Raw genomic sequence first — 13,932 nt, forward strand, 5'->3', positions numbered from 1 at the left:
TTCGGCTTCAGCCGAGCGGCATGTTCATGATGTCTTTGTATGCGGACAGAAGTTTGTTGCGGACCTGAAGCGTCGCTTCGAACGCGACACTTGCACGGTTCTGGATGAGCGCGACGGTCGCGATGTCGTTCGTCTCGCCGCGCTCGTAGGCCTCGGTGGCGACGTCTTCCCGCTGCTGCGTCTCATTCACCTTCGCCACGACGCCGTCGAGCGTCTGCGCGAAACTGGACGAGGGGACGCCCGGCACTGCGCCGGGCGCCATGTTCGCCTGCGCTTCGCGAAGCGCTCGACTGCGCGCGATCATGTCTGCGCGGATCGCCATGACGTTCGAGATTGTCGGATCGGACATCGTCACGCCCTCCGCTGACGTCTGCGCGGACGTGTTCCGGCCGAACCGCACCGTTGGTACGACCGGGTCACTTGCTGCCCTCCTGGACGCAGGTCCGGGTTCGGCTCGTGCCCTCGATGATCGTCAGCTGCTTACCGGAGAACGTCGCCGTGATGCCGTCGCCGACATATTGCAGCCTTTGCGTGGGCGCGCTGAGTATCCGGGGAGGAGTGTCGTTCCCGTCGCGCAAGTCGAGCCGCAGTCCATCGTCCTTGTAGTCGATCAGCAGCCTGCTTCCGTCGTCGCAGCGATAGCGGTGACGGCCGAGTTGCCCGGTCGACACCCCGCTGTCGGCGGAATGAACCTCCTGCTGGGTGGGCGGGTCGCTGGGCGCGGGCTTCGAGCAGCCGGTCAGGACCACGAAGCCGACCATCGCGACGATCCTGATGCCAATCATCGTACCTTCCTTCGATAGTGCTGCGCTATGCGGCGCCGGTCGGCTCCGCGGACCGCCTGTCCGGCGCGCCAGTGAAGGTAGGCCGCAAGTCGGTCGTCGGCCTCGATCATCAGTACGCGCAGACGACGCAGAACCATTGCGGCGATTGGGAGCGAGAGCAGGCCCCGGAGGACGCAGCTGTGCGACACCGTGGTGCCGCCGTCGTCACCCTGGAGTTCGAAGCGCTCCTCGATCATGAACACGTGAGAAATGCCGCACGACCAGGCGAAAGCCCGGGGCTTGTCCAGGCGGTCGACCTCGGCGGGTGAACGGACGGACCGTGACCAGCCCGGGAAGGCGAACGTGCACTGGGTTTCGCCGACCTGGCTGGCATCGTCGAGCTGGATCATCGGCCTCCAGGCTTGACGGTGCTCGGGCTCTATCAGCGCGGACCAGATCCGCAGCGGCGGACCATGGAAAACTCGGGAAATCGTGATCTCCGGCATGGGTATCCCCATCATCGATATGGGAGGGCGGCACGACGAGGCCGCCCCCCTCGTTCGTCAGGCCATGGTCTTCCCGAAGGTCTGACCGTGATCATCGCCTTCGTGCTCTTCGTTGTAGTGCTCCGGCAGCTCGATCGCCTTCTGCCCGAACCGCGCGTAAAGGGTGGGAAGCACGAAGAGCGTCAGCAGCGTCGCCGAGATCAGCCCGCCGATGACGACCGTCGCCAACGGCTTCTGCACCTCGGCTCCGGCACCATGTCCGAGCGCCATCGGTACGAAGCCGAGCGATGCCACCAGCGCCGTCATGGCGACCGGACGCAGGCGCTGCATCGCACCAACATGCGCCGCCTCGGCGCGATCCATGCCCGAACGGATCAGGTCCTGGATGGAGCTGACCATGACGAGGCCGTTGAGGACCGCGATGCCGGACAGCGCGATGAAGCCCACCGCGGCGGAGATCGAGAAGTCCATGCCGCGCACGAAGAGAAGCAGCACGCCGCCCACCAGCGCGAAGGGCACGCCGGTGAACACGATCGCGGCATCACGCACCGATCCCAGAGCGCCATAGAGGAGGAACAGGATCAGGACGAAGCAGGCCGGGATGACCAGCTTCAGCCTTGCGCTGGCCGACTGGAGGTTCTCGAACTGTCCACCCCATTCGAGATAGCTGCCCGGTGGCAGGCGCACCTGGCTGCCGATGGCAGCCTGTGCGTCGGCCACAACGCTTCCGACGTCGCGACCACGCACGTTGGCCTGCACGACCACCCGGCGCTTGCCGTTTTCGCGGCTGATCTGGTTCGGCCCGTCCACGACTCCGATGTCGGCGACGCTGGAAAGCGGAACGAAGGACCCGCCGGCGACCGGAACCTGGACCTGTTGCAGCAGCCCCAAATCCGAACGCTGCGCCTCCGAGAGGCGGATGACAACCGGGAAGCGGCGGTCTCCTTCGAAGATCTGCCCGGAGGTGCGGCCGCCGAGGGTGGCGGTGACGGTGTCCTGCACATCCTGAGCGGTGACGCCGAGGCGTGCCATCGCATCGCGGTTGACGCGGATGTCGAGCATCGGGAGACCCGTCGTCTGCTCGACCTTCACGTCGGCCGCGCCCTGCGTCTTGCGCAGGATCGACGCGACCTGCTCCGCCGTCCGGTTCATGGCGGAGAAATCGTCGCCGAAGACCTTGACGGCGATGTCGCCGCGAACGCCTGCGATCAGCTCGTTGAAGCGCATCTGAATCGGCTGGGTGATCTCGTAGGCGTTGCCCGGGAACTTCGCGAGATTCCCCTCGATGCGCTTGACCAGATCCTCCTTCGCCAACTTGGGGTCGGGCCATGCGTCGCGCGGTTTCAGGATGACGAACATGTCCGTGGCGTTGGGCGGCATCGGGTCCGATGCGAGCTCGGCGGTGCCCGTCTTCGAATAGACGAACTGCACCTCGGGCTGCTTCGACATCATGCGTTCGATCGGCACCTGCATCGCCTGGCTCTGCTGGACCGACGTCGCCGGGATGCGCAGCGACTGGATGAGCAGGTCACCCTCGTCGAGCTGCGGCAGGAACACCTGCCCCAGCGTTCCGAACGCTAAGACCGCCAGGACGAGGCTGCCGACGGCCGCCCCGATCGTGATCGTGGGACGCCTCATGGCCCGATCGAGCCCCGGCTCATAGCGCTTCTTGAGCCAAGTGACGATGCGGCCGTCCTCCTCGTCGACCTTCTTCGACAGCCAGATGGCAATCATCGCAGGCACGAAGGTGAGCGACAGCACGAACGCGAAGGCGAGCGCGATGATGACGGTGAGCGCCATCGGCACGAACGTCTTGCCCTCGACGCCGGTGAGCGTGAGCAGCGGTACGTAGACGAGTATGATGATCGCCTGTCCGTATACCGAAGGCCGGATCATCTCGCGCGCGGCAGCCGCCACGCTCGCGAGCCGCTCCTTGACCGTGAGCAGTCGGCCTTCGTGATGTTGGCGCTCCGCGAGCCTGCGCAACGCATTCTCGACGATGATGACCGCGCCATCGACGATCAGGCCGAAGTCAAGCGCGCCGAGGCTCATGAGGTTGGCAGAGACGCCTGCCTTGAGCATCCCGAATCCGGTTAGCGTCATCGTGATCGGAATGACGAGCGCTGCAATGAGCGCCGCGCGGAAGTTTCCGAGCAGGAGAAAAAGGACCACGATGACGAGGACCGCGCCTTCGCCGAGGTTGCGCGCCACCGTCCGGATGGTGGAGTTAACCAGCTCGGTGCGGTTGAGTACCGGCTGCACAACCACGTCCGGCGGAAGCGAGGCGTTGATCGTCTTCAGCTTGTCCGCGACCGCGGTCGCGACCGAGCGGCTGTTCTCACCGATCCGCATGATCGCGGTACCCACCACGACCTCGGTGCCGTTCTCGGACGCGGAACCCATCCGGATCGCCTGTCCGGTGCGAACGGTCGCGACCTGATCGAGCGTCACGGGCACGCCGTTGCGGGTCGCCACGACAGTCCGGGCCAACTCGCCGGTGTTGCGGACCAGAGCGTCCGACCTTACCGCCAGTCCCTCACCGTTGCGGTTGACGAAGCCGCCTCCGACACTGGTATTGTTCCGCTCGAGAGCGTTACCCAGTTCGGTCAGCGTGATGCCGAGTGAAGCGAGCTTTTGGACATCGGGGACAACCAGGAACTGCTTGGCATAGCCTCCGATCGAGTCGACACCGGCCAGGCCGGGCGTGTTCTTCAGTAGCGGGGTGACGATCCAGTCCTGCGCGGTACGCAGATAGGTCGCCTTGTCCTCCTCGCTCGTCAGCCGATCGCCCTCGGGGGTGATGTAGCTGCCGTCGGGCTGCTGGCCCGGCTCGCCGGGCTTGTGCTTGTCGTCGGCGCGGTGCTGCAGGCGGACGGTGTACATGTACACCTCGCCCAGACCGGTCGCGATCGGTCCCATTTCGGGGTTCACGCCGTCGGGCAGGTTCTCGGCCACACCCTGCAGCCGTTCGCCGACCTGCTGGCGGGCGAAGTAGATGTCGGTCGCGTCGGAGAAGACGGCCGTAATCTGCGCGAAGCCGTTGCGGCTCAACGAGCGGGTGTATTCAAGGCCCGGGGTGCCGGCGAGCGCCGTCTCGATCGGGAACGACACCTGCTTCTCGACCAGCTCGGGCGACAGCGCTGGCGCGCGAACGTTGATCTGTACCTGATTGTTGGTGATGTCCGGCACCGCGTCGATCGGCAGCCGGTAGAGGGAGAAGGCGCCGATGGTTGCGGCGATGACGGCGAGCAGCAGGACGAGCCAACGCTTCTCGACCGCCCATGTGACGATGCGGGCGATCATGATCTCAATCCTCTACCGCTTCGCTCTTGCCGAGTTCGGCCTTGAGCGTGAAGCTGCCGGTGGTGGCGATCTGCTCACGGCCAGTCAGGCCGGAGCGGACGATCACCGTGTCACCGGATGCGTCGCCGAGCTGCACCTGGGTCGCCTGGAAGCCTTTTGGAGTTCGTACGAAGACGACCGATTTGCCCTCGTCGGTCTGCACCGCCGTGGTCGGCACACGGATCGCACCGCTGCCGCCGCTACCCGTCAGTTCGACCGAAGCGGTCACGGGTTCGCCAACGCGCCAGGTGCCACCACGATTGTCGAGCGTCGCGATCGACGGCACGAGGCGGGTCTGGGGATCGAGCGCTGGCGACACGAAGGTGATCCGCGCCGTCGCCTGCCGGCCCGCGGCCTTGACCGTCACGACGTTGCCGGGACGGACGCGGCCGGCATCCTCCGGCTTGAGATTCAAGGCCAGCGACACCTGGCCGAGATTGGCGATGCGATAGAGCTCGGCATCGGCCGTCACGGTCTGACCGAGGGTCACGGGCCGTGCGATCACCTGGCCCGAGATCGGGGCGGCGATTCCCAGCCGGTTCAGTCCCGCCCCGCCGACGCCGGCTGCCGAAACGGTACTCTGCGCCTGGGTGAGCGCGATGCGCGCCTCCGTCGCTGCGGTGCGCGCCGCGATCAGGTCCTGCTCGGGCGAGACCTTCTGCGAGAACAAGCGCTGTTCGCGCGCGAGATTGGAGTTCGCGAGCTGCAGCCGTGCACGCGCGGCCTGCACCTCGCCCTTGATCTGTGCGGCCTCCCGGCTTTCGATCACGGCGATCGTCTGACCGCGGCCGACGGTCTGCCCGAGATTGCGCGTGAGCGCGACCACCCGACCGGCGATGGCAGCCGACACGACCTGCGTGCCCTGCGGATCGCCTTCGATGATCGCGGGAAGCTCGATCGTTCCCGCACCTCCGACGATCGGACGGCCGATTTGCACTCCGGCCGCTGCGATCTGCTCGGAGGTTAGCGTAAGCGCATCCTTCTGAGCCGGTGCTTCCGCCCCGGCATTCGCCGGGGCACTGCTCGCTGCCTCGTTCGCAGCGGCTTCGTTTCCGGCGTCGCTTCCACCGCCGCATGCCGACAGCAGGATGGCGGCCGTCGCTGCGCCCACGAGATAATAGCTTTTCATCACTGATTTCCCCCAACGGGCGCAGGGGCGGTCAGCCGCTCCACTTGCGCGCGTGCATTCTGGTAGTTGGCGAGCGCGTCGATCGCGGCGACGCGCGTCTCGGCGAGGGTGCGTTCGGCGTCGAGCAGTTCGAGTTGCCCGAACTTGCCTTCGCGGTATCCGATACGCGCGATCCGAGCCGCTTCCTGCGCGGCTGCCAAAGCCGGTCCGGACGCCGCACGCGCGGTCGTCGCCGCGTTCGCCGCCTGAGCCTGCGCGTCAGTGATGGCTTGCTCGATGTCGAGCGCCGTCACCCGGCGAAGAGCGTCCGCCTGGGTACGCTGTGCAGTCGCCTGCGCGATCGCCGCGCGGCCGTTGTTGAACACCGGGATCGGTATCGAGACCGTAAAGACGGCCGCGGTGTCGTTCGTTGCTTCCAGCCTGCGCAGCGCCGGGCCGACGTTGATGTCAGGTACACGGTTGGCGCGTGCGAGCCTTACGCCGGCATCCGCGATGCTGAAGTCCGCATCGGCTGCGGCCAGCGCCAGCGTTCCCACCGTTCGTACCGGTGCCGCGGGCCCATAGGCCGCAGCGCCGGGCAGTCGATCGAGCAACGCGTCGTCGAGGCGGCCATCGATCGGCCGACCAATCCGTCGCGCCAGGTTCGCCCGGGCCGCCTCTGAGAGCCGAAGCTGACGCTCGACGTTGGCCTCGGCGTTGATCCGTGCGACGTCGGCGCGTTGTTGTTCAAGCGGCGACGCCCGTCCGGCCTGGACGCGAACACTCGCCGCTCGGAGTGCATCGCCCGCTATCCGCGCCTGATCCCGCGCCGTTGTCACCCGTCGCTCGGCTGCGACCGCTTCTACGTAGAGCTGCGTCACTTGCAACCGCACGTCTGCGGCTATGATGGCCGCCTGGATCTCGGCGCGTGAGAGTTGGGCGTTGGCGACTCCGACCCGGGCGCTGCGCTTGCCACCCAATTCGATCGGAATGGCGAACCCGACTGTAGTCTCTGCGGCGCGCACGCCCCGATAGGGTCCGGAGCCCGTTATATTCTCGATCTGTCCTTGGAAGACCGGGTTGGGTCGCAATCCCGCAACGGTCCGGCCCGCACGTGCGGCTTCGATGGCAGCGGTAGCGGCCGAGGTCGAAGGCGCCGAACCGCCGGCAGCGACGACCGCCTGGTCGAGCGAATAGATCGGTCCAGCCTGCTCGATAGGCACAGGCGGCCCGGCTTGCGCGTGGGCCACCGAGGCGCACGACGCCGCAGCCAGCAAGGCTGCGCACAATTTCTGCATTGTCGAAGAATCCTAACGAATGTCGTCAGGCCGGGTCGTCCCGGCCGGCAGCATCCGTCAGGCGTTCGGCGGCCGCAACGCCGGATCGACGGAACTCAGCGCCCGCACGGCGTCGAAACCGGGCTTGGGGCGAGCGCCCTCGATATTGAAGGTGACCGGGATGGCGTCGGCCTGCGGAATGCTCAGAGCCTGTCCGTGACAGGTTCCATGATGATGCGGGATCGCCTTGTCGGCATCACCCTGCGATTGATCGGCATCACCATCTACATGGACGACGCCTGTGCATTCGATCGTCGTCGCCTGCCCCGGCACTTCGCGCGCGTGGACGGTCGCCGTCATCACGAGCGACGACGCCAGCAGGAGGAGCAGCAAGGACCAGGCGCGGGCCAGCATGGGAACGCACCTATCACCATGACGGCCCGATGTCATGCGTTCTCTCCGCGATGAGGGCGATTGTAGGCACTGGACCTGTCAGCAGAACGCCATGCGGGGATAGCATCCGCGAACACCCGCCACGCGGAGCGGAGGAAGATAATCGCAATGACGCCTCCGACCACGATGTCGGGCCATGCGGCACCTGTGAGGTGGACGAGGCTCGCTGCGATGAGCACTCCGATGTTTGATGCGACATCGTTGCGCGAACACTCGAAGGTGCTCGCCATGTTCACGTTCGCAGCGCGGAAACGCCACAACAGCGCCAGACACGTGAGGTTCGCTGCCAGCGCCGCCCCGCCGAAGCCGAGCATCAGCGTCGAAGACGGCGGCACGCCGTTGGCGATCTTACCGGCGATTTCGACGAGGACGGCGATGCCGAATACCAGGATGAGGCCGCCCTTGGCGATCGCCGCTCCCGCCTCCCAACGTGCGCCACGATTGAGTGCATAGAGGCTCAGCCCATAGACCACGGCATCGCCGAACATGTCGACAGAGTCCGCCATCAGCGCCGACGAGCGGGCCAGCAGCCCACCACCGAACTCGATGGCGAACATCGATAGGTTGATGACCATGACGACGATCAGCGCGCGTCGCTGCTCGGCCTTACGGCCAAGTTCCGCGATCGTGTCGCGCTTTGCTGAACAACAGGCGTCCGCCATCATCGTGCTCGATTCGTTGGGTCGGACCCCCTATATGAACCCTCATCCCACTAGAGGGTCAAGGGTCTGTGATGAAGATCGGTGAAATAGCAAGATTGACCGGGTTGAAGGTCGAGACGGTACGCTTCTACGAAGCGGAAGGATTGATCGGGGCGCCGATCCGCAGCGGAGGGAACTACCGCGTTTACAACGGCTCCCACCTGGATCGCCTGTCGTTCATCAAGCGCTCGCGCGATCTGGGCTTCACCCTCGACCAGGTGCGTGACCTTCTGCGGTTAGCAGACGATCCGCGCGGCTCCTGCGCGGAGGTCGATGCGATCGCCGCGGTTCACATCCATGAGATCGATCGCAAGCTCGCCGATCTCGCCGCGCTGAGAACCGAGATCGTGCAATGGGGAGCGACCTGCGACGCGACAACGATCGCCGATTGTCGGATCATCGACGCACTTTCGAACGCTGGCTGACTAAGCCTTCAGGCCGTCAGATGCTGGTATAGGACCGTGACCCATAGACGCGGCGCGATCGCGTCCCTATGTTGTCCACATGGCCACTGTTCTGACCCCTCGCGAACAGCAAGAGACCGCCTCGATCGCGTGGCAGCTTGGCGGTTACGATGACATGTTACGCCTCGAGCGGGAGCTCAAGGCTATGAAGGCTGCGGGCAAGCGCCCTAAGATGGTCATTGACCAGGCGACCGGTAAGCGGAAATTGGTCGAGGCCTGAGCCTTGTTCTCACTGACGCTGGCCGTTGTCACAGGCGTTGCAATCCTCCTTCCTGGCTTCTTCGCAATCCTGCTCTGGAATACCCGCGCCCGCCGGTACGCCGTTGCGCGCCCGGATCTGCCGGTTAACGCATTGAGCGTGCTAGCGATCGGGGTCGCCGTTTCCCTGATCGCGCACCTGCTGACCGGGCTTGCTATCGGGCTGGTGCAAACGCTTCTGATCGACGTCAGCCGCTTCTTGCCCGCAGATTACCGGACGCCCGCGGTCAATCCGATCGGCACGTTGCTGATCGTCGCGCAGGGTGGGCCAAAGGCAGCCGCGTTGAGCGCTAGTGATCTGGTGTGGGGCATCTGCGCACCGATTTTCTCGACGCTGGCAGTCGTCATGCTGATGGCCGACGATGCACTCGATGTCGCTACGGAAGGGTGGGACTTTGGCGGGCACGGCTGGGCCTACACGCATATCATCAAGCCTACGCAGCACGGTCATCGCCCGATCGCCTATGTGCTGACCGATCTCCAGCATGACGGACTTGGGGTCGGCTATCGCGGCGTGGTCGCCGACATCCGCCAGAGCAGCGATGGCCAAACGCAGAGCATCAGCCTGGCCTCCCCTGCTCGCTTTCTTTTCGAACTCAAGCCCGGCACGTCGCGACGTTGGACGCCGTCCAGCGAGCCTGCGCTGGTTCGCTACGCGGAACGTCCGGTCGGAGACGTGATCAGCCTCGACCAGAAGGTCATCCACGATATCGTGGTCTCGACGCCGGCCACCGATCTGTTGCGCGAGCTGCGCGACCTCGACACGCAGCGCCAGCATGGGTGATTTCTTGACCTTCATTGCTCCCAAGGCGCTGCTGTGGATCGGTTTCGTCGTCAGCATGGTGTTGACCGGCCTGTTGGTCGCGCTCGCGGCATGGGCAGTCGCAGGTCCGTGGTGGCCGACGACGCTGGTTCAGAACGGCTTTCGCCGTCATCGTTCCTGTTGGGCGCTGATTCAGGCATTCGCCATTGCCACGCTTCCCATCCTGCTGCTTGGCGAACACGGCGTCGGCGTGGGGGCCTTGATCTTCCTGGTTTTCGCGCCACGATACGTTAACTGGCGGGTTCGCTGGGGCGCCTGGCACGATGACAACGAGGCGACCCGCACCACCGCCCGCACGATCCGCAATCGCCTGCGGGACCGACAGGAAGAAGCTGCGATGCCACCAGGTGCCGGCCCATGGCCGGAATATGTAAACGACGTGGTTCGCGCGACTAGGGACCAGCTTTATACGCCACCAGAGACGGTAGTGCCACTTGATGCCCTCCCTAGCTGACATAGGAATCGCAGCTATGTCATCCGCGCAAATTCGTGATTCCGAGTAACTAGTTCAGCCCGAGCTTGGCAAAGAAGGCCTCGTTTCTCAGCCGGGCATCATGAAGCAGCTTGTTGTAAGGCAGAACCTCAACGACGGCATTGTGGATGGGCGAAAAGCCAAAGTACCCCTCGCCATCCGCACTTTTATTCTGAGCAATCGACATTGATACAACCTCGACCAGCTTTGGCGTAAAATCAGCGACGACGAAGCAGATAAATCTGGTGCTGGGAGGAATAGGTTTGCGGAACCTGCCGGTGCGATCCTTGAACGCTCCGCCGTTCCGCATGATGTTTACATATTCAAGCACCTGCGTGACCGGGTTGTCGCTATGACTGTAGTTGGGTCGGCCGGGTCGCTTGAATTCGACAATGATAATCGGTTCGTCAGTACCTTCACGGTCGAACGCCAGCGATCGATCGAAAACAACGGCGACGTCCGGTTCGCGGGTACTGTCGCTGTCGGTGAGAAACGTTGTGAAGGGCTTGTCGGACTTCAAATAGGAATAGAAGGCTAGTCGATCATCCAGAATCCATAGGTTATGGTCTTCATAGTCGAGCGCTTCGCCATCCGAGCGGATCGGTATGATGAGGTCATGGACGATCTCCTCACGCAAGTAGTCTCGCTTCTCCGGATCGACGTACGCCAGCGAACTGTCGAGGAGATCGAGGATCTCCTTCCGCTTAACGACATATTCGGCGAGCGACGCTTTCTTGTCCGAGTTGATCGCACTGGCAACCTTCTGCACCCGGTCGACGACCTCACTGGCATTGCCGGCGGATAGTGCCTTTATCTCGCGCTTCGTCTCGCGTTGCTTGCGTCGACGCTGGCGCGCCAACTCGATATAAATATCCTCCTCCGACTTGGCGTTGAGCGATAGATGCTCCTCGACGAAAGCCGGGATATTGCTGGCGACGGCCAGAAACTGCGGGTTCTCACGTACGACGCGCAAGGTAATACCGGCCTGTTTGGTGCGAACCTGTTCGATATAGGGCGCTAGGTGTCGCTTGGCAGCGTCGACCGCCGCCTGATGCAGGCTGCGATAGTCATCTTCGCGGAACGTGAAGTTGGTGCGCTCCTGATTAACGTGGCCGTTCAGGTAGTCGCCTGACACCAAGCCGATATAGACGGAGTCGCTATTTTCACCGATGTAACCAAGCCCAAGCTGATTATCGATTTTCTCGTCGCGAACAACACGGCCATCGCCCACATACAGGTTCCAGTGCTTGCCGCCGTCGTGCAGGCGCAATCCCTTGTTGAGCAGGATGTGGTACATATCAACGTCGATCGGTTCTTCCCCGGGCTCGAGGACGACTTTCAATGTCTCGGGCGTGTCGGACTCGACGTTGCTGCTGTAAAAATCGAGCAGGCTGATCCGCTCGGCACGATCAACAAGCGTGAAGGATGGCACTTCATAGCTGGCGAAGTTGCGCAGGAAATGACCAATGATGTGCGCGGCTATCGTGTCGACCTTGCGAGGACAATGCGCACTGTAGGATTGCACGTAAGGCTCCAGCCGCACTTTCGTGCCGATGGTCGGGGTCTCACCCGCAAGCCGCAACTCATGGCCAATCAGCGGACTGGCGTCGTTCTGGGCGACAGCGAAGTCGAACGACCGGTGCAGCGTTGAGCCGCCTTCGCTGAAGCTGCTGTTGACGTGCGTGTTCTGAAACACCTTGAGCCAGGAAAGGCGACCGACCCCCTTACCGCCGCGGCTGATCTTGCTGGCGGTATCTGCGGTGCGGAACGCGCGCCAATTGTCGGTGTTCAACCCGATCCCGTTGTCTTCAATCAGGAAGCCAGCGACCGGTGGGTTTTCGTCGTCCGAGCTGCTGCGTAGGATCGTCACCGTGATGACGCCCTTCGCCGTCGCCTCACGATCCCAGCGCGCCTCGATGGCATGGAACGCGTTGGCGATTGCCTCGAACAACGGGAACAGCGCATTCAGCGGCGACGGCGCAAAGCCCAGGTTGCGGACGCGGCCTGCCAAGCTGAACTGGAAGTCATCAGATGTATCGGTCTTCACAGCGCCCCCTCGTCCTCCTGCCTATGCGACATCCTCGCCAACGCCAACCCATCCGCGCCTGCTCTTCACGCAAAGCCTTCGCCAGCGTGATTACGAAACGCTTCTTGATCGCGAACATACTCGCTGAGCATTTCGAGCGACTTATGCCGACTATGCTCCTTCATCTTGAACAAATTGGCACCATGGCGGCCCGCCTCGGTCAGGAAGCCAGCGCGTAGCGAATGGCCTGAGAACAGTGCCGGATCATAGCCGGCCGCGGCTGCGCGCGCCTTGACCACCAGCGCCACGGTTTGCGGGCTGAGTGGCTTGTCGGTGAGGCGGCCGTGCGGAGTGAGGCGGCGGAAGACAGGCCCGTCGGTGATACCTGCGGCCTCCAGCCAGGCGCGATAGTGACGCACCGGCTCCATGCGACGGCCGTCGAGAACAGCGACGGTCTGCCCCCTGCCCTCCTGATCGCCTTTCGAAAACGGAATTGTCACCAGCAGCCCGCGTGGATCGTCGGCCACATCCGCGACATCGATCGCGACCAGCTCAGAGCGGCGGAACGCCCCCATCATGCCGATGCTGAGCAGCGCGCGATCGCGGTAGTCGATGAGGGTGGAGCCGGTGATATGGCGCACCATGTCACGCAGCACGTCGCTGTCGGCCGGCCGCTTCTTCGCCGGGCGATCGCTGCGTTTGGCGTTACGGATACCCCGCATCACGCGATCGAGCGCGGCCGCGCCGGCTTGTACGGTTGGCGGTTCGAGCTCAGCGGCGCGGTGAGCAAAGACGATCGCGGCCAGCCGCCGACCGATGGACGACTTGGATAACGGTCGCCCATTCGAATGGGCGCTACCGTCTCTGGCAAGCTCGCTTAGGAACGCAGCCGTGACAATGGGTGAAGCCGGGAGTGAGGCGTAGCCGCGTGTGTCGCACCAGGTCGTGAACAGTCGCCAGTCGGACCGATAGGCACGCAAGGTCGCATCCGCCGATGCGCGCGCCAGGAAATGGTCGACCCGGGCGCGGTCGCTCTGGTTAAGATCCGGTGCGAGATCGATTGACGCTGGCGACAGATCGATCGGCCCGATCGCGAGAAGCGCGCGGCGCTCCGCGGCATCATCATCGCCGATCATGCTGGACCGTCATGCACAGGATCATAGAGAGTCACGTCCTTGTGCCATGACAGCGTGCCCTCCTGACGTAGCCAATGACCAAGCGGGCGCACTCGAGCCTTGTCACCAAAGGGAAAGATACCGGACTGGTGCTCGTAGATCGAGACGCTGGTCCAGCTTGCGAGGTGAGGTGTCGTCAGCGCTCGCTTCCCAAAGGCGATGGCACCGTCATCGCTGTCTTCGCGTTGATAGTGCTTCAGAAAAGTTCGCCCCGATCGTTCGCGGGGCCGGCCAAAGATGAAGTCGTAGCCATAGACAGCATCCCCCTGGCCATCGTTTGGTGGGCCGTCGATCTTCAGATGCTCGTCCTGCAGCTGGTAGCAGGTCAGGCACCGCTCCATGGCGATGACGTTACCGACACATTCCGGATACACACACTCGTCTCTGCTAACGTCAGTCGTCGTCTGGCAGACGACGCAGCTTAGCTCGGTCTCGCCGGGCACCTTGGCGGCAAACTGGGCTAGCTTTGGGAGATCCACCGCATAATCGTACGGCGTGGCCTCAAAGCAGTAAGCGTCCGGTGACGGCGTCACCTCAAACGGGCCGGTAGTTCCACGGCAGCA

General features: G+C 63.9%; 15 protein-coding genes. 4 read left to right on the forward strand and 11 right to left on the reverse strand.

Going from position 1 to position 13,932, the window contains the following annotated elements:
• Nucleotides 1-7: 7 nt before the first annotated feature.
• From fliE to Q0579_RS02995, 8 genes are all read right to left on the reverse strand, one after another.
• Nucleotides 8-349, reverse strand: coding sequence for a flagellar hook-basal body complex protein FliE (gene fliE / locus Q0579_RS02960; RefSeq protein WP_076718597.1), 342 nt, complete (start codon nucleotides 347-349; stop codon nucleotides 8-10).
• A gap of 67 nt (nucleotides 350-416) precedes the next feature.
• Nucleotides 417-785: a hypothetical protein gene (locus Q0579_RS02965; protein ID WP_076718522.1), complete on the reverse strand. Its 369-nt coding sequence runs from the start codon at nucleotides 783-785 to the stop codon at nucleotides 417-419.
• The gene (locus Q0579_RS02970) at nucleotides 782-1,270 is read right to left on the reverse strand and encodes a polyketide cyclase (RefSeq protein ID WP_076718599.1); all 489 of its coding nucleotides are present in this window, start codon (nucleotides 1,268-1,270) and stop codon (nucleotides 782-784) included. Before Q0579_RS02970 ends, Q0579_RS02965 begins: the two co-directional genes overlap by 4 nt.
• Before the next feature lie 57 nt (nucleotides 1,271-1,327).
• Nucleotides 1,328-4,573: a CusA/CzcA family heavy metal efflux RND transporter gene (locus tag Q0579_RS02975; RefSeq protein WP_076718524.1), complete on the reverse strand. Its 3,246-nt coding sequence runs from the start codon at nucleotides 4,571-4,573 to the stop codon at nucleotides 1,328-1,330.
• A 4-nt stretch (nucleotides 4,574-4,577) separates the two neighbouring features.
• A complete protein-coding gene (locus Q0579_RS02980) occupies nucleotides 4,578-5,741 on the reverse strand; it encodes an efflux RND transporter periplasmic adaptor subunit (protein WP_298808937.1) in 1,164 nt (387 codons plus the stop codon).
• A complete protein-coding gene (locus Q0579_RS02985; RefSeq protein ID WP_076718528.1) occupies nucleotides 5,741-7,018 on the reverse strand; it encodes a TolC family protein in 1,278 nt (425 codons plus the stop codon). The genes Q0579_RS02980 and Q0579_RS02985 overlap by 1 nt, the downstream gene beginning before the upstream one ends.
• A gap of 57 nt (nucleotides 7,019-7,075) precedes the next feature.
• Nucleotides 7,076-7,411 carry a hypothetical protein gene (locus tag Q0579_RS02990; RefSeq protein ID WP_061780451.1) on the reverse strand — a complete coding sequence of 112 codons (336 nt, stop codon included), beginning with the start codon at nucleotides 7,409-7,411 and terminating at the stop codon, nucleotides 7,076-7,078.
• A 32-nt stretch (nucleotides 7,412-7,443) separates the two neighbouring features.
• Complete coding sequence (locus Q0579_RS02995) at nucleotides 7,444-8,112, reverse strand: cation transporter (RefSeq protein ID WP_076718600.1); 669 nt, start codon at nucleotides 8,110-8,112, stop codon at nucleotides 7,444-7,446.
• A gap of 71 nt (nucleotides 8,113-8,183) precedes the next feature.
• Between Q0579_RS02995 and Q0579_RS03000 the strand changes: the two genes are divergently transcribed.
• From Q0579_RS03000 to Q0579_RS03015, 4 genes are all read left to right on the forward strand, one after another.
• Complete coding sequence (locus Q0579_RS03000; RefSeq protein WP_043061463.1) at nucleotides 8,184-8,576, forward strand: helix-turn-helix domain-containing protein; 393 nt, start codon at nucleotides 8,184-8,186, stop codon at nucleotides 8,574-8,576.
• Between the two features lie 79 nt (nucleotides 8,577-8,655).
• Nucleotides 8,656-8,835 (forward strand): hypothetical protein, encoded by a 180-nt coding sequence (locus tag Q0579_RS03005; RefSeq protein ID WP_043061464.1) that lies wholly within the window; start codon nucleotides 8,656-8,658, stop codon nucleotides 8,833-8,835.
• Between the two features lie 3 nt (nucleotides 8,836-8,838).
• Nucleotides 8,839-9,657 (forward strand): hypothetical protein, encoded by an 819-nt coding sequence (locus Q0579_RS03010; protein ID WP_064312603.1) that lies wholly within the window; start codon nucleotides 8,839-8,841, stop codon nucleotides 9,655-9,657.
• Nucleotides 9,650-10,150: a hypothetical protein gene (locus Q0579_RS03015; protein ID WP_184106157.1), complete on the forward strand. Its 501-nt coding sequence runs from the start codon at nucleotides 9,650-9,652 to the stop codon at nucleotides 10,148-10,150. Before Q0579_RS03010 ends, Q0579_RS03015 begins: the two co-directional genes overlap by 8 nt.
• A gap of 49 nt (nucleotides 10,151-10,199) precedes the next feature.
• Here Q0579_RS03015 and Q0579_RS03020 read toward each other — a convergent pair whose 3' ends face one another.
• The 3 genes from Q0579_RS03020 to Q0579_RS03030 form a co-directional block, all read right to left on the reverse strand.
• On the reverse strand, nucleotides 10,200-12,215 hold the full coding sequence (locus tag Q0579_RS03020) for a hypothetical protein (RefSeq protein ID WP_076718534.1): 2,016 nt from the start codon (nucleotides 12,213-12,215) through the stop codon (nucleotides 10,200-10,202).
• 65 nt (nucleotides 12,216-12,280) lie between these two features.
• Complete coding sequence (locus Q0579_RS03025) at nucleotides 12,281-13,330, reverse strand: site-specific integrase (protein WP_076718536.1); 1,050 nt, start codon at nucleotides 13,328-13,330, stop codon at nucleotides 12,281-12,283.
• Nucleotides 13,327-13,932: hypothetical protein (locus Q0579_RS03030; RefSeq protein WP_298808949.1), on the reverse strand; the 606-nt coding region annotated here is incomplete at its 5' end. The genes Q0579_RS03030 and Q0579_RS03025, both read right to left, overlap by 4 nt.

Origin of the sequence: uncultured Sphingomonas sp. (genome assembly GCF_936927845.1) — a bacterium.
Classification (GTDB): Bacteria; Pseudomonadota; Alphaproteobacteria; order Sphingomonadales; family Sphingomonadaceae; genus Sphingomonas.